Below are 16,385 nucleotides of genomic sequence, written 5' to 3' on the forward strand. Positions count from 1 at the left end.
ACCTCTTAGTCCCCTTTTCTTAGAGATATCTCTCCACCGATATAGCTCTCAACACCGTTCTCAGTTTTGAGTAACACTGCGCCTTGTTCATCGATACCCTGCACAACACCTTCAATTTCTCGAGGTCCAATGATCAGTCTAACGTTGCGACCTAAGAAGTTATCTAAACGATTCCAGCGTTCGACAAAATTCGACATCCCTTTCAACTCATAGTCGACGAGTGACTTGTCCCAAGCATTAATCAAAGCTTGAGCTAAGTCATTACGATCCGGAACTTTCCCACCACACACTTCTTTGAGGGAAGTCCATGGCTGGCCAATACCTGATGTTGTTGGATCCATCGATAGATTAAGCCCCAAACCAATCACGATATGAGCAGCACCACCAGATTGCCCTGACAGCTCTACCAAGATGCCTGCGAGTTTCTTATCATTATGATAAAGGTCGTTCGGCCACTTTAGTTTAACACCTTCAATCCCCATATCTTCCAACGCCTCTACAACGGCGACTCCGACCACTAGGCTCAGTCCCATAGCCGCAGCCATACCGGCATCGAGTCTCCAGTACATTGAAAGGTAAAGGTTGGCGCCGAATGGCGATACCCATTCGCGACCACGACGTCCACGACCTTCAGCTTGATATTCAGCAACACAGACCGAACCTGACTCAAGGGTGCTGGTTCGCTCTAACAGGTGTTGGTTTGTTGAACCTATGATTGGAATCAACTCCAGAGAAGCTTCACTGCTGACAACAGACAACCTCTCCTGATCGAGCATATCCAAACGACTGGCTAACTTATATCCCTTACCTTGCACTCGATAGATATCCAAACCCCACTCTTGAATACCTTTGATATGTTTGCTGATAGCGGCTCTCGACACACCAATCATTTCACCCAGATCTTCACCAGAATGAAACTCACCATCAGCAAGACATTTTAGTAATGTGAGCTTGGTACTGTGTTCTCTCATGCCATTGCCTCCAAGGCCTTGTCTAAGTTTGTCTCACTGTCTTGGCCCATAAAGCGAACTTCGTGTTCCAATGGAATGTCGAACTTGCCCAGGACAGCTTGACGTACTCGTGCTGCAAGCCTGAGGATATCCGCAGCAGACGCTTCATCATGATTGATGATAACTAAAGCTTGGTTTGGATGAACTTGAGCACCACCTTCAATCACACCTTTGAACTGGCATTGATCAATGAGCCACCCAGCGGCGACTTTGATCATGTCGTTACTCTCGTAACCGACGATGTCTGGGTATAACGCAGACAACCGATCAAAATGATCTTTAGTGATCACGGGGTTTTTAAAGAAACTTCCCGCATTACCTTGCACGGATGGGTCTGGCAGCTTGCTTGAGCGTATAGCACACACTTCATCGAATATAGAACGAGGAGAAAGTGTCTCTAATGGTAAGCTTTTAAGCGGACCATAGTGGTTACATGGTTTCCACTCTTTAGCTAATGTTAAACCAATCGCGACAACAATCGCTTTGCCATAGAGAGCGTGCTTAAAAATAGAATCTCGGTAACCAAAGAGACATTCATCTTTGCTTAATCGCTTAACTGTATAAGTATCCAGGCACAGAATATCAACGTATTCACATACATCTTGTAGTTCCACGCCATAGGCGCCGATATTCTGAATAGGCGCAGAACCTGAGCAACCAGGGATCATGGCTAAGTTCTCTAGACCACCCAGTCCATGATCAACACTCCACTCAACAAGGCTAGGCCAGTCTTCCCCACCAGATACATGTAGAGAATAACTTTCTGAGCTTTCTGTTAACTCAATGCCACTTAATCGATTAATAATGACCAAGCCCGAAAAGTGCTCAGTAAAGAGCATATTACTCCCTTTCCCGAGCATTAATTTAGGCAAAGCAGACCATTGAGGGTCTTGATATACGGAGATGAGTTCATCAACAGAGGTGACTTCGACAAGTACATCGCAAGTCTGCTCGATCGAAAAAGTATGAACATTTTTTAAGCTAGCGTTGAGATAAGATTGCATGGCGATATTTAATTAAATTACACTGCCGACATTCTAACGCAGATAAACAAATGGCGCAGTGACTGAATGAACAATGTCATCATTACTCAATTAGACCCCGTAAAGGTTCCCCTCGTTAAGCGTTTTTACAAAGAGCATTACCCAGCAGGTAAAGCCAACAAAAGCGAGCAAATCTACTCATTAGAACTAGATGGCCAGTTATGTGGTGTAGTTCGCTTTCGAACGATAGAAGATGCACGCTTACTTACAGGAATGGTTATCTCTAAGGAATACCGCGGCAAGCGATTAGGTTCACAGCTAATGGATTATTGTGTTCTTCACACACTGACGGAAAAAGATTATTGCTTCGCGTATTCTCATCTGACTAATTTCTACAATCGTCATCAATTCATACAAATCGATCCTAATGAACTACCAAATGGTTTAAGAGTCTTATATGAGCGCTATTCGAATAGCGGAAAAGATCTCATTCCTATGCATTATCAGCAAAATTGTTAGAGAATGACTCGATTATCTAGTATTTGATGCTATCCCTTTGGTAAAATTGAAGGTTCGCAATTTTGCATATTTTTAAGGTAAAACAGTCAATATGATTGCTAGTAGGAATCCATTCATACAGTTGCCAACCATAGCGCAGAATCCTGACAAGTTTGAAGTACTGCTATCAGCGCAAGAGTTCCGAACTCGCTTACTTGATGAGATATCTCGTGCAACTACTCGTATTAGTTTAGTTGCTCTGTATCTTGAAGATGATGACGCTGGCCGTGAGATCCTAACTGCCTTATACGAAGCAAAGCAAAAGAACCCAGAATTAGACGTGAGCGTTTGTGTCGATTGGCATAGAGCTCAGCGTGGATTGATTGGTGCGGAGTCCTCTGAGGGCAATGCAGCAATGTACAAAGAGTTTGCTGATAAATACCAGCACACCGTACCAGTTTATGGCATTCCTGTTCGTGGCAAGGAAGTATTTGGTGTATTGCATCTAAAAGGCTTTATTGTCGATGACAGCGTCATATACAGCGGTGCTAGCCTTAATAATATCTACCTAAGCTATCACGACCGCTATCGTTTCGATCGCTACCATGTTTTAAACAACGCAACGCTAGCTGACTCAATGTTCTCCTATGTCCAAGAACAAATGATCTCAGACATCGCTGTTTATGATCTTGCTGATAAGAACAAACCGCTAACTAAAGAGTTAAAGCCAGCAATCCGTCAATTCAGAGCATCATTAGCACGCTCTCAATACAAGTTCGATTCTCAAGAAGTCTCAGCAGATCAAGTTGCTGTAACTCCTTTAGTTGGTATAGGTAAGAGACGTAATCGCCTAAATCAGGGAATTAACCAACTGGTTGCTCAAGCTAAAGATGAAATTTTCATTTGTACGCCATATTTCAATTTTCCACCAAGCCTAGCGAAGGAAGTGAAGAAAGCACTTAAGCGCGGCGTAAAGGTCACGATTGTTGTCGGCGATAAAACAGCAAATGATTTCTTTATTTCACCGGAAGAAGAGTTTAAAACGATTGGTGGATTACCTTACTTATACGAATTGAACCTGCGTCGATTCGCGAAGGCTAATGAAGCGAATATAGCAAGTCGTAACCTGTCTATCCGACTTTGGCAACACGATTCCAACAGCTTCCACTTGAAGGGCATTTGGGTTGATAAACGCTACATGCTGCTAACGGGTAATAACCTAAACCCACGCGCATGGAAGTTGGACTTAGAAAATGGCATATTCATCCAAGATAACTATCATCACCTAACGGATAAATTCCAAGCTGAGGTTGATAATATTGTTCAGCACACACAGCTTATTTGCACCTATAAACAGTTAGATAAAGTTGATAGCTACCCGATGGAAGTACAGAAACTGATTCGAAAAATCACTCGAGTTAAAGCAGACAGAGTTCTTAAACAAATACTCTAAATCGTCGTATTCTTCGTAGTCTAAATGCCTAGCAATTGCTGGGCATTTTTATATCAGCGTTAGAACCTCAACTAACCCCGAGTGCCGATATCTCTTCTGAAGTTACCCATCAAGAATCTACTAACACTTACTCACAAGATAACTCTTATGAGATATTCAAAAAACATACATAGGAGGGGAATAACGAGATATGAGTCATATGTGAGAGCCACAGAAGCTTGATACTTCAGATTAGTTACAGTTGCCGCCTTATAGCGCGACTTCTATTTAACCAGGGAGCAGTTTAAGTTGCCTCACAGAGAATATTAATAACCGGGATTACAACTTCGAATCTGAGTTCAAGTCGTATACTTAATCTTCTGATATCACACCAGCCATCCTATCGATATTCATTAATAAGCCGAGAAACAACGAACCTTACTATTACTAACTAAGCTTATTGCTAATTGCATCACAGGTGCTCCACAGAAGCTTATCTACCAAGACTAAATCTAACCGGCGTAACAGAAAGCCTAAAAATGGAAAAAAGCTCTACAATTTCTAGCTGGGCGTTCTAATTAATGGTGATTCAAGAGCTAGTGGCCATGAATAGCCTTTGTGCGGAAGTCGTAACCAAGAGTTAACTCATGCCTCAGAAACAACGAAAGTCTAGTCGTAAGACTAGGCTTTCTGATAAGTGGCGAAATGGCCGGGGTTGCGGACTTCGGGTAAACCCTTTGTGGGACTCATTCGACTGAAGGGAAAAATACTTTTCTTGAGATGTAAAAAAGCCCTGCTATTTCTAGCAGGGCTTTTTTAATAAGTGGCGGAGTGGACGGGACTCGAACCCGCGACCCCCGGCGTGACAGGCCGGTATTCTAACCAACTGAACTACCACTCCGCAGTGGTCAACTCACTAAGTGAGCGTCCATATCTCCAGGTCGGTCAACCTAAAGATTTAATTTAAAGCCTGGCGATGTCCTACTCTCACATGGGGAAACCCCACACTACCATCGGCGCTATTGTGTTTCACTTCTGAGTTCGGCATGGAATCAGGTGGGTCCACAATGCTATGGTCGCCAAGCAAATTTTAAAATTCGGAAAGCTAATCTAAAAGTGTCTCTTCAAACTCATTCAAGGTCTGTCTTTGAGTCCACAAAACCCCTTGGGTGTTGTATGGTTAAGCCTCACGGGCAATTAGTACAGGTTAGCTCAATGCCTCGCAGCACTTACACACCCTGCCTATCAACGTCGTAGTCTACGACAACCCTTTAGGACGCTTATAGCGTCAGGGAAAACTCATCTCAAGGCTCGCTTCCCGCTTAGATGCTTTCAGCGGTTATCGATTCCGAACTTAGCTACCGGGCAATGCCATTGGCATGACAACCCGAACACCAGAGGTTCGTCCACTCCGGTCCTCTCGTACTAGGAGCAGCCCCTTTCAATTTTCCAACGCCCACGGCAGATAGGGACCGAACTGTCTCACGACGTTCTAAACCCAGCTCGCGTACCACTTTAAATGGCGAACAGCCATACCCTTGGGACCGACTTCAGCCCCAGGATGTGATGAGCCGACATCGAGGTGCCAAACACCGCCGTCGATATGAACTCTTGGGCGGTATCAGCCTGTTATCCCCGGAGTACCTTTTATCCGTTGAGCGATGGCCCTTCCATTCAGAACCACCGGATCACTATGACCTGCTTTCGCACCTGCTCGAATTGTCATTCTCGCAGTCAAGCGGGCTTATGCCATTGCACTAACCACACGATGTCCAACCGTGTTTAGCCCACCTTCGTGCTCCTCCGTTACTCTTTGGGAGGAGACCGCCCCAGTCAAACTACCCACCAGGCACTGTCCGTAACCCCGATTCAGGGGCCAACGTTAGAACATCAAAACTACAAGGGTGGTATTTCAAGGACGACTCCACCACATCTAGCGACGCGGTTTCATAGTCTCCCACCTATCCTACACATGTAGGTTCAATGTTCAGTGCCAAGCTGTAGTAAAGGTTCACGGGGTCTTTCCGTCTAGCCGCGGGTACACTGCATCTTCACAGCGATTTCAATTTCACTGAGTCTCGGGTGGAGACAGCGTGGCCATCATTACGCCATTCGTGCAGGTCGGAACTTACCCGACAAGGAATTTCGCTACCTTAGGACCGTTATAGTTACGGCCGCCGTTTACCGGGGCTTCGATCAAGAGCTTCGACCGAAGTCTAACCCCATCAATTAACCTTCCGGCACCGGGCAGGCGTCACACCGTATACGTCATCTTACGATTTTGCACAGTGCTGTGTTTTTAATAAACAGTTGCAGCCACCTGGTATCTGCGACTCTCGTCTGCTCCATCCGCAAGGGACTTCACTGATAAGAGCGTACCTTCTCCCGAAGTTACGGTACCATTTTGCCTAGTTCCTTCACCCGAGTTCTCTCAAGCGCCTTGGTATTCTCTACCCGACCACCTGTGTCGGTTTGGGGTACGATTCCTTACAATCTGAAGCTTAGAGGCTTTTCCTGGAAGCATGGCATCAATGACTTCACTACCGTAGTAGCTCGACATCGTATCTCAGCGTTAAAGAAAGTCCGGATTTACCTAAACTTTCCGCCTACATACTTGAACCTGGACAACCGTCGCCAGGCCCACCTAGCCTTCTCCGTCCCCCCATCGCAATTGTAAGAAGTACGGGAATATTAACCCGTTTCCCATCGACTACGCCTTTCGGCCTCGCCTTAGGAGTCGACTTACCCTGCCCCGATTAACGTTGGACAGGAACCCTTGGTCTTCCGGCGAGGGAGTTTTTCACTCCCTTTATCGTTACTCATGTCAGCATTCGCACTTCTGATACCTCCAGCAGCCCTTACAGACCACCTTCAACGGCTTACAGAACGCTCCCCTACCCCACATACCCTAAGGTACGTAGCCGCAGCTTCGGTGTATAGCTTAGCCCCGTTACATCTTCCGCGCAGGCCGACTCGACCAGTGAGCTATTACGCTTTCTTTAAATGATGGCTGCTTCTAAGCCAACATCCTGGCTGTCTGAGCCTTCCCACATCGTTTCCCACTTAGCTATACTTTGGGACCTTAGCTGGCGGTCTGGGTTGTTTCCCTCTCCACGACGGACGTTAGCACCCGCCGTGTGTCTCCCGGATAGTACTTACTGGTATTCGGAGTTTGCAAAGGGTTGGTAAGTCGGGATGACCCCCTAGCCTTAACAGTGCTCTACCCCCAGTAGTATTCGTCCGAGGCGCTACCTAAATAGCTTTCGGGGAGAACCAGCTATCTCCAGGTTTGATTGGCCTTTCACCCCTAGCCACAAGTCATCCGCTAATTTTTCAACATTAGTCGGTTCGGTCCTCCAGTTGATGTTACTCAACCTTCAACCTGCCCATGGCTAGATCACCTGGTTTCGGGTCTAATCCTAGCAACTGTACGCCCAGTTAAGACTCGGTTTCCCTACGGCTCCCCTAAACGGTTAACCTTGCTACTAAAATTAAGTCGCTGACCCATTATACAAAAGGTACGCAGTCACACCACGAAGGTGCTCCTACTGCTTGTACGTACACGGTTTCAGGTTCTATTTCACTCCCCTCACAGGGGTTCTTTTCGCCTTTCCCTCACGGTACTGGTTCACTATCGGTCAGTCAGTAGTATTTAGCCTTGGAGGATGGTCCCCCCATATTCAGACAGGATATCACGTGTCCCGCCCTACTCGATTTCACTGATTATGATGTGTCGGTTACGGGGCTATCACCCTTTATTGCGAGACTTTCCAGACTCTTCACCTGCATCATTAAAAGCTTAAGGGCTAATCCAATTTCGCTCGCCGCTACTTTCGGAATCTCGGTTGATTTCTCTTCCTCGGGGTACTTAGATGTTTCAGTTCCCCCGGTTTGCCTCCTGTTGCTATGTATTCACAACAGGATACGTGCTTATGCACGTGGGTTTCCCCATTCAGAAATCCCAGACTCAAAAGGTTATTACTACCTAATCTGGGCTTATCGCAAGTTATTACGTCTTTCATCGCCTCTGACTGCCAAGGCATCCACCGTGTACGCTTAGTCACTTAACCATACAACCCGAAAGGGTCTTAGTGTATGGCAACTAACCAAGGTTTTTGGTTGTCATCAAGAAGGGTTAATTCTTGATAACTGTTTGCCGGACTCAATTGTGAATCAAATAAATTTGATTCGAATACAAGACACTTGAATGTGTTTGTTGTGTTTATCTAATGAAAGATAAACATTGAGAACTTTTAAATTTGATTTGAATTACTCGTAAGTAATCAAATCAGTCAGCTTTCCAAATTGTTAAAGAGCATGAGACTTTAAGAACCAGTGTTCTAAAATTCACATTTTCTAAAGACTCTCAGGGTCAAACACACCAACCAACGACAAAAGAAGTGGTTTGGATATGACTATAACCAAGAATATTTAGAGAATGGTGGGCGATACCGGGCTCGAACCAGTGACCCCCTGCTTGTAAGGCAGGTGCTCTCCCAACTGAGCTAATCGCCCACGATAGTTTTAATTCCTTCGCGGAGAAAGAATGGTGGGTCGTGCAGGATTCGAACCTGCGACCAATTGATTAAAAGTCAACTGCTCTACCAACTGAGCTAACGACCCAATGGTATCCCGTAGGGGAGTCGAACCCCTGTTACCGCCGTGAAAGGGCGGTGTCCTAGGCCTCTAGACGAACGGGACACTGGATATTGAAGAACTTGGGAGTTCTTCGTCTCTTTTACTTTCTAAACCTAATCAATCTGTGTGGACACTCATCGTAAATATCTTCGTATAAGGAGGTGATCCAGCCCCAGGTTCCCCTAGGGCTACCTTGTTACGACTTCACCCCAGTCATGAACCACAAAGTGGTGAGCGTCCTCCTCGAAAGGTTAAACTACCCACTTCTTTTGCAGCCCACTCCCATGGTGTGACGGGCGGTGTGTACAAGGCCCGGGAACGTATTCACCGTGACATTCTGATTCACGATTACTAGCGATTCCGACTTCATGGAGTCGAGTTGCAGACTCCAATCCGGACTACGACGCACTTTTTGGGATTCGCTCACTATCGCTAGCTTGCTGCCCTCTGTATGCGCCATTGTAGCACGTGTGTAGCCCTACTCGTAAGGGCCATGATGACTTGACGTCGTCCCCACCTTCCTCCGGTTTATCACCGGCAGTCTCCCTGGAGTTCCCGACATTACTCGCTGGCAAACAAGGATAAGGGTTGCGCTCGTTGCGGGACTTAACCCAACATTTCACAACACGAGCTGACGACAGCCATGCAGCACCTGTCTCAGAGCTCCCGAAGGCACACCTGCGTCTCCGCTGGCTTCTCTGGATGTCAAGAGTAGGTAAGGTTCTTCGCGTTGCATCGAATTAAACCACATGCTCCACCGCTTGTGCGGGCCCCCGTCAATTCATTTGAGTTTTAATCTTGCGACCGTACTCCCCAGGCGGTCTACTTAACGCGTTAGCTCCGAAAGCCACGGCTCAAGGCCACAACCTCCAAGTAGACATCGTTTACGGCGTGGACTACCAGGGTATCTAATCCTGTTTGCTCCCCACGCTTTCGCATCTGAGTGTCAGTGTCTGTCCAGGGGGCCGCCTTCGCCACTGGTATTCCTTCAGATCTCTACGCATTTCACCGCTACACCTGAAATTCTACCCCCCTCTACAGCACTCTAGTTCACCAGTTTCAAATGCAGTTCCGAGGTTGAGCCCCGGGCTTTCACATCTGACTTAATGAACCACCTGCATGCGCTTTACGCCCAGTAATTCCGATTAACGCTCGCACCCTCCGTATTACCGCGGCTGCTGGCACGGAGTTAGCCGGTGCTTCTTCTGTTGCTAACGTCAAGAGATAGCGCTATTAACACTACCCCCTTCCTCACAACTGAAAGTACTTTACAACCCGAAGGCCTTCTTCATACACGCGGCATGGCTGCATCAGGCTTTCGCCCATTGTGCAATATTCCCCACTGCTGCCTCCCGTAGGAGTCTGGACCGTGTCTCAGTTCCAGTGTGGCTGATCATCCTCTCAGACCAGCTAGGGATCGTCGCCTTGGTGAGCCATTACCTCACCAACTAGCTAATCCCACCTAGGCATATCTTGACGCGAGAGGTCCGAAGATCCCCCTCTTTGGCCCGTAGGCATTATGCGGTATTAGCCATCGTTTCCAATGGTTATCCCCCACATCAAGGCAATTTCCTAGGCATTACTCACCCGTCCGCCGCTCGACGCCCATTAACGCACCCGAAGGATTGTTAGTGTCGTTTCCGCTCGACTTGCATGTGTTAGGCCTGCCGCCAGCGTTCAATCTGAGCCATGATCAAACTCTTCAATTTAAGATTTTGTGACTCAACGAATACTGACTTCAAAACTACTATGTAATTTTAAAGCTATTACCATTCCAACAGAATGGTAATGAATTGACTGTGCCAAATAACCGAAGTTATTCGTATTGGTCACTCAGTTCATTGAAATCAATTTTGATTCCGAAGAATCTGTTTTATCTAACGATAAAACGTTTTGATATTCATCAACGAGTGCCCACACAGATTGATAGGTTTAAATTGTTAAAGAGCTTTGCTTTCAGCGCCTTAGCACATAAGCACATAAGCACATAAGCAGGACGCGTATAATACGCTTTCCACTTTGAAAGTCAACATAAAACTCTAAGAAACTTAGAACTCTATGGTGACTTGTCTAGAAACTAGACAAAGTCGAAATTAAAGCCTGGCGATGTCCTACTCTCACATGGGGAAACCCCACACTACCATCGGCGCTATTGTGTTTCACTTCTGAGTTCGGCATGGAATCAGGTGGGTCCACAATGCTATGGTCGCCAAGCAAATTTTAAAATTCGGAAAGCTAATCTAAAAGTGTCTCTTCAAACTCATTCAAGGTCTGTCTTTGAGTCCACAAAACCCCTTGGGTGTTGTATGGTTAAGCCTCACGGGCAATTAGTACAGGTTAGCTCAATGCCTCGCAGCACTTACACACCCTGCCTATCAACGTCGTAGTCTACGACAACCCTTTAGGACGCTTATAGCGTCAGGGAAAACTCATCTCAAGGCTCGCTTCCCGCTTAGATGCTTTCAGCGGTTATCGATTCCGAACTTAGCTACCGGGCAATGCCATTGGCATGACAACCCGAACACCAGAGGTTCGTCCACTCCGGTCCTCTCGTACTAGGAGCAGCCCCTTTCAATTTTCCAACGCCCACGGCAGATAGGGACCGAACTGTCTCACGACGTTCTAAACCCAGCTCGCGTACCACTTTAAATGGCGAACAGCCATACCCTTGGGACCGACTTCAGCCCCAGGATGTGATGAGCCGACATCGAGGTGCCAAACACCGCCGTCGATATGAACTCTTGGGCGGTATCAGCCTGTTATCCCCGGAGTACCTTTTATCCGTTGAGCGATGGCCCTTCCATTCAGAACCACCGGATCACTATGACCTGCTTTCGCACCTGCTCGAATTGTCATTCTCGCAGTCAAGCGGGCTTATGCCATTGCACTAACCACACGATGTCCAACCGTGTTTAGCCCACCTTCGTGCTCCTCCGTTACTCTTTGGGAGGAGACCGCCCCAGTCAAACTACCCACCAGGCACTGTCCGTAACCCCGATTCAGGGGCCAACGTTAGAACATCAAAACTACAAGGGTGGTATTTCAAGGACGACTCCACCACATCTAGCGACGCGGTTTCATAGTCTCCCACCTATCCTACACATGTAGGTTCAATGTTCAGTGCCAAGCTGTAGTAAAGGTTCACGGGGTCTTTCCGTCTAGCCGCGGGTACACTGCATCTTCACAGCGATTTCAATTTCACTGAGTCTCGGGTGGAGACAGCGTGGCCATCATTACGCCATTCGTGCAGGTCGGAACTTACCCGACAAGGAATTTCGCTACCTTAGGACCGTTATAGTTACGGCCGCCGTTTACCGGGGCTTCGATCAAGAGCTTCGACCGAAGTCTAACCCCATCAATTAACCTTCCGGCACCGGGCAGGCGTCACACCGTATACGTCATCTTACGATTTTGCACAGTGCTGTGTTTTTAATAAACAGTTGCAGCCACCTGGTATCTGCGACTCTCGTCTGCTCCATCCGCAAGGGACTTCACTGATAAGAGCGTACCTTCTCCCGAAGTTACGGTACCATTTTGCCTAGTTCCTTCACCCGAGTTCTCTCAAGCGCCTTGGTATTCTCTACCCGACCACCTGTGTCGGTTTGGGGTACGATTCCTTACAATCTGAAGCTTAGAGGCTTTTCCTGGAAGCATGGCATCAATGACTTCACTACCGTAGTAGCTCGACATCGTATCTCAGCGTTAAAGAAAGTCCGGATTTACCTAAACTTTCCGCCTACATACTTGAACCTGGACAACCGTCGCCAGGCCCACCTAGCCTTCTCCGTCCCCCCATCGCAATTGTAAGAAGTACGGGAATATTAACCCGTTTCCCATCGACTACGCCTTTCGGCCTCGCCTTAGGAGTCGACTTACCCTGCCCCGATTAACGTTGGACAGGAACCCTTGGTCTTCCGGCGAGGGAGTTTTTCACTCCCTTTATCGTTACTCATGTCAGCATTCGCACTTCTGATACCTCCAGCAGCCCTTACAGACCACCTTCAACGGCTTACAGAACGCTCCCCTACCCCACATACCCTAAGGTACGTAGCCGCAGCTTCGGTGTATAGCTTAGCCCCGTTACATCTTCCGCGCAGGCCGACTCGACCAGTGAGCTATTACGCTTTCTTTAAATGATGGCTGCTTCTAAGCCAACATCCTGGCTGTCTGAGCCTTCCCACATCGTTTCCCACTTAGCTATACTTTGGGACCTTAGCTGGCGGTCTGGGTTGTTTCCCTCTCCACGACGGACGTTAGCACCCGCCGTGTGTCTCCCGGATAGTACTTACTGGTATTCGGAGTTTGCAAAGGGTTGGTAAGTCGGGATGACCCCCTAGCCTTAACAGTGCTCTACCCCCAGTAGTATTCGTCCGAGGCGCTACCTAAATAGCTTTCGGGGAGAACCAGCTATCTCCAGGTTTGATTGGCCTTTCACCCCTAGCCACAAGTCATCCGCTAATTTTTCAACATTAGTCGGTTCGGTCCTCCAGTTGATGTTACTCAACCTTCAACCTGCCCATGGCTAGATCACCTGGTTTCGGGTCTAATCCTAGCAACTGTACGCCCAGTTAAGACTCGGTTTCCCTACGGCTCCCCTAAACGGTTAACCTTGCTACTAAAATTAAGTCGCTGACCCATTATACAAAAGGTACGCAGTCACACCACGAAGGTGCTCCTACTGCTTGTACGTACACGGTTTCAGGTTCTATTTCACTCCCCTCACAGGGGTTCTTTTCGCCTTTCCCTCACGGTACTGGTTCACTATCGGTCAGTCAGTAGTATTTAGCCTTGGAGGATGGTCCCCCCATATTCAGACAGGATATCACGTGTCCCGCCCTACTCGATTTCACTGATTATGATGTGTCGGTTACGGGGCTATCACCCTTTATTGCGAGACTTTCCAGACTCTTCACCTGCATCATTAAAAGCTTAAGGGCTAATCCAATTTCGCTCGCCGCTACTTTCGGAATCTCGGTTGATTTCTCTTCCTCGGGGTACTTAGATGTTTCAGTTCCCCCGGTTTGCCTCCTGTTGCTATGTATTCACAACAGGATACGTGCTTATGCACGTGGGTTTCCCCATTCAGAAATCCCAGACTCAAAAGGTTATTACTACCTAATCTGGGCTTATCGCAAGTTATTACGTCTTTCATCGCCTCTGACTGCCAAGGCATCCACCGTGTACGCTTAGTCACTTAACCATACAACCCGAAAGGGTCTTAGTGTATGGCAACTAACCAAGGTTTTTGGTTGTCATCAAGAAGGGTTAATTCTTGATAACTGTTTGCCGGACTCAATTGTGAATCAAATAAATTTGATTCGAATACAAGACACTTGAATGTGTTTGTTGTGTTTATCTAATGAAAGATAAACATTGAGAACTTTTAAATTTGATTTGAATTACTCGTAAGTAATCAAATCAGTCAGCTTTCCAAATTGTTAAAGAGCTTGATTCATAAAGAACCATTTTTAAATATTTTCAGATAAAAACACTTAAAGATGGTGGAGCTATGCGGGATCGAACCGCAGACCTCCTGCGTGCAAGGCAGGCGCTCTCCCAGCTGAGCTATAGCCCCATCTTTGTTTCTAGTCGATATTGGTGGGTCTGAGTGGACTCGAACCACCGACCTCCCGCTTATCAGGCGAGCGCTCTAACCAGCTGAGCTACAGACCCAATATCGTCTCTTTTACTTTCTAAACCTAATCAATCTGTGTGGACACTCATCGTAAATATCTTCGTATAAGGAGGTGATCCAGCCCCAGGTTCCCCTAGGGCTACCTTGTTACGACTTCACCCCAGTCATGAACCACAAAGTGGTGAGCGTCCTCCTCGAAAGGTTAAACTACCCACTTCTTTTGCAGCCCACTCCCATGGTGTGACGGGCGGTGTGTACAAGGCCCGGGAACGTATTCACCGTGACATTCTGATTCACGATTACTAGCGATTCCGACTTCATGGAGTCGAGTTGCAGACTCCAATCCGGACTACGACGCACTTTTTGGGATTCGCTCACTATCGCTAGCTTGCTGCCCTCTGTATGCGCCATTGTAGCACGTGTGTAGCCCTACTCGTAAGGGCCATGATGACTTGACGTCGTCCCCACCTTCCTCCGGTTTATCACCGGCAGTCTCCCTGGAGTTCCCGACATTACTCGCTGGCAAACAAGGATAAGGGTTGCGCTCGTTGCGGGACTTAACCCAACATTTCACAACACGAGCTGACGACAGCCATGCAGCACCTGTCTCAGAGCTCCCGAAGGCACACCTGCGTCTCCGCTGGCTTCTCTGGATGTCAAGAGTAGGTAAGGTTCTTCGCGTTGCATCGAATTAAACCACATGCTCCACCGCTTGTGCGGGCCCCCGTCAATTCATTTGAGTTTTAATCTTGCGACCGTACTCCCCAGGCGGTCTACTTAACGCGTTAGCTCCGAAAGCCACGGCTCAAGGCCACAACCTCCAAGTAGACATCGTTTACGGCGTGGACTACCAGGGTATCTAATCCTGTTTGCTCCCCACGCTTTCGCATCTGAGTGTCAGTGTCTGTCCAGGGGGCCGCCTTCGCCACTGGTATTCCTTCAGATCTCTACGCATTTCACCGCTACACCTGAAATTCTACCCCCCTCTACAGCACTCTAGTTCACCAGTTTCAAATGCAGTTCCGAGGTTGAGCCCCGGGCTTTCACATCTGACTTAATGAACCACCTGCATGCGCTTTACGCCCAGTAATTCCGATTAACGCTCGCACCCTCCGTATTACCGCGGCTGCTGGCACGGAGTTAGCCGGTGCTTCTTCTGTTGCTAACGTCAAGAGATAACGCTATTAACGCTACCCCCTTCCTCACAACTGAAAGTACTTTACAACCCGAAGGCCTTCTTCATACACGCGGCATGGCTGCATCAGGCTTTCGCCCATTGTGCAATATTCCCCACTGCTGCCTCCCGTAGGAGTCTGGACCGTGTCTCAGTTCCAGTGTGGCTGATCATCCTCTCAGACCAGCTAGGGATCGTCGCCTTGGTGAGCCATTACCTCACCAACTAGCTAATCCCACCTAGGCATATCTTGACGCGAGAGGTCCGAAGATCCCCCTCTTTGGCCCGTAGGCATTATGCGGTATTAGCCATCGTTTCCAATGGTTATCCCCCACATCAAGGCAATTTCCTAGGCATTACTCACCCGTCCGCCGCTCGACGCCCAACAAATCCTCCGAAGATTCAATGTTGTCGTTTCCGCTCGACTTGCATGTGTTAGGCCTGCCGCCAGCGTTCAATCTGAGCCATGATCAAACTCTTCAATTTAAGATTTTGTGACTCAACGAATACTGACTTCAAAACTACTATGTAATTTTAAAGCTATTACCATTCCAACAGAATGGTAATGAATTGACTGTGCCGATTAACTACAAGTAGTTAAACGTATTGGTCACTCAGTTCATTGAAATCAATTTTGTTACCGAAGTAACTGTCATTACCTAAGTAATAACGTTTTGATATTCATCAACGAGTGCCCACACAGATTGATAGGTTTAAATTGTTAAAGAGCTTTGCTTTCAGTGCCTTAGCACGTAAGCAGGACGCGTATAATACGCTTTCCACTTTGAAAGTCAACATAAAACTCTAAGAAACTTAGAACTCTATGGTGACTTGTCTAGAAACTAGACAAAGTCGAAATTAAAGCCTGGCGATGTCCTACTCTCACATGGGGAAACCCCACACTACCATCGGCGCTATTGTGTTTCACTTCTGAGTTCGGCATGGAATCAGGTGGGTCCACAATGCTATGGTCGCCAAGCAAATTTTAAAATTCGGAAAGCTATAATCTAAAAGT

General features: G+C 47.4%; 4 protein-coding genes, 6 tRNA genes and 7 rRNA genes. 2 read left to right on the forward strand and 15 right to left on the reverse strand.

Annotation, left to right across the window (positions count from 1 at the left end):
• Nucleotides 1-5 precede the first annotated feature (5 nt).
• Nucleotides 6-971, reverse strand: coding sequence for a bifunctional biotin--[acetyl-CoA-carboxylase] ligase/biotin operon repressor BirA (birA, locus tag IHV80_RS15415; RefSeq protein ID WP_192889563.1), 966 nt, complete (start codon nt 969-971; stop codon nt 6-8).
• Entirely contained in the window at nt 968-2,014 is a 1,047-nt protein-coding gene (gene murB, locus IHV80_RS15420) for a UDP-N-acetylmuramate dehydrogenase (RefSeq protein WP_192889564.1), read from the reverse strand. The genes birA and murB overlap by 4 nt, the downstream gene beginning before the upstream one ends.
• A 66-nt stretch (nt 2,015-2,080) precedes the next feature.
• Between murB and IHV80_RS15425 the strand changes: the two genes are divergently transcribed.
• Together IHV80_RS15425 and pssA are read left to right on the forward strand one after the other, a co-directional pair.
• Nucleotides 2,081-2,512, forward strand: a complete 432-nt coding sequence (locus tag IHV80_RS15425; RefSeq protein WP_192889565.1) for a GNAT family N-acetyltransferase — start codon at nt 2,081-2,083, stop codon at nt 2,510-2,512.
• Between the two features lie 91 nt (nt 2,513-2,603).
• Nucleotides 2,604-3,944: a CDP-diacylglycerol--serine O-phosphatidyltransferase gene (gene pssA / locus IHV80_RS15430; protein ID WP_102435041.1), complete on the forward strand. Its 1,341-nt coding sequence runs from the start codon at nt 2,604-2,606 to the stop codon at nt 3,942-3,944.
• A gap of 803 nt (nt 3,945-4,747) precedes the next feature.
• Here pssA and IHV80_RS15435 read toward each other — a convergent pair.
• From IHV80_RS15435 to rrf (IHV80_RS15495), 13 genes are all read right to left on the reverse strand, one after another.
• Nucleotides 4,748-4,824 (reverse strand) — tRNA-Asp (locus tag IHV80_RS15435).
• A gap of 67 nt (nt 4,825-4,891) precedes the next feature.
• Nucleotides 4,892-5,007 (reverse strand): 5S ribosomal RNA (gene rrf, locus IHV80_RS15440).
• Between the two features lie 92 nt (nt 5,008-5,099).
• Nucleotides 5,100-7,993: ribosomal RNA gene (locus IHV80_RS15445) — 23S ribosomal RNA — on the reverse strand.
• Nucleotides 7,994-8,362: 369 nt separating this feature from the next.
• Nucleotides 8,363-8,438: transfer RNA gene (locus tag IHV80_RS15450), tRNA-Val, on the reverse strand.
• Between the two features lie 32 nt (nt 8,439-8,470).
• Nucleotides 8,471-8,546, reverse strand: a tRNA-Lys gene (locus IHV80_RS15455).
• A gap of 2 nt (nt 8,547-8,548) precedes the next feature.
• Nucleotides 8,549-8,624, reverse strand: a tRNA-Glu gene (locus IHV80_RS15460).
• Nucleotides 8,625-8,715: 91 nt separating this feature from the next.
• Nucleotides 8,716-10,270, reverse strand: a 16S ribosomal RNA gene (locus tag IHV80_RS15465).
• Between the two features lie 389 nt (nt 10,271-10,659).
• A 5S ribosomal RNA gene (rrf, locus tag IHV80_RS15470) occupies nt 10,660-10,775 on the reverse strand.
• A 92-nt stretch (nt 10,776-10,867) separates the two neighbouring features.
• A 23S ribosomal RNA gene (locus tag IHV80_RS15475) occupies nt 10,868-13,761 on the reverse strand.
• 299 nt (nt 13,762-14,060) lie between these two features.
• Nucleotides 14,061-14,136: transfer RNA gene (locus IHV80_RS15480), tRNA-Ala, on the reverse strand.
• A 21-nt stretch (nt 14,137-14,157) separates the two neighbouring features.
• Nucleotides 14,158-14,234 (reverse strand) — tRNA-Ile (locus IHV80_RS15485).
• Nucleotides 14,235-14,301: 67 nt separating this feature from the next.
• Nucleotides 14,302-15,856: ribosomal RNA gene (locus IHV80_RS15490) — 16S ribosomal RNA — on the reverse strand.
• Between the two features lie 377 nt (nt 15,857-16,233).
• Nucleotides 16,234-16,349, reverse strand: a 5S ribosomal RNA gene (rrf, locus tag IHV80_RS15495).
• Together the 16S, 23S and 5S rRNA genes with 6 tRNA genes alongside form the textbook arrangement of a ribosomal RNA operon.
• Nucleotides 16,350-16,385 lie beyond the last annotated feature (36 nt).

The sequence above is a fragment of the Vibrio bathopelagicus genome (genome assembly GCF_014879975.1).
Taxonomy (GTDB): Bacteria; Pseudomonadota; Gammaproteobacteria; order Enterobacterales; family Vibrionaceae; genus Vibrio; species Vibrio bathopelagicus.

What these genes read in the sequence shown, in the direction of transcription:
- IHV80_RS15425 (WP_192889565.1), top strand. Translation starts at nt 2,081, where the DNA reads ATGAACAATGTCATCATTACTCAATTAGACCCCGTAAAGGTTCCCCTC.
- birA (WP_192889563.1), bottom strand. Translation starts at nt 971, where the DNA reads ATGAGAGAACACAGTACCAAGCTCACATTACTAAAATGTCTTGCTGAT.
- murB (WP_192889564.1), bottom strand. Translation starts at nt 2,014, where the DNA reads ATGCAATCTTATCTCAACGCTAGCTTAAAAAATGTTCATACTTTTTCG.
- pssA (WP_102435041.1), top strand. Translation starts at nt 2,604, where the DNA reads ATGATTGCTAGTAGGAATCCATTCATACAGTTGCCAACCATAGCGCAG.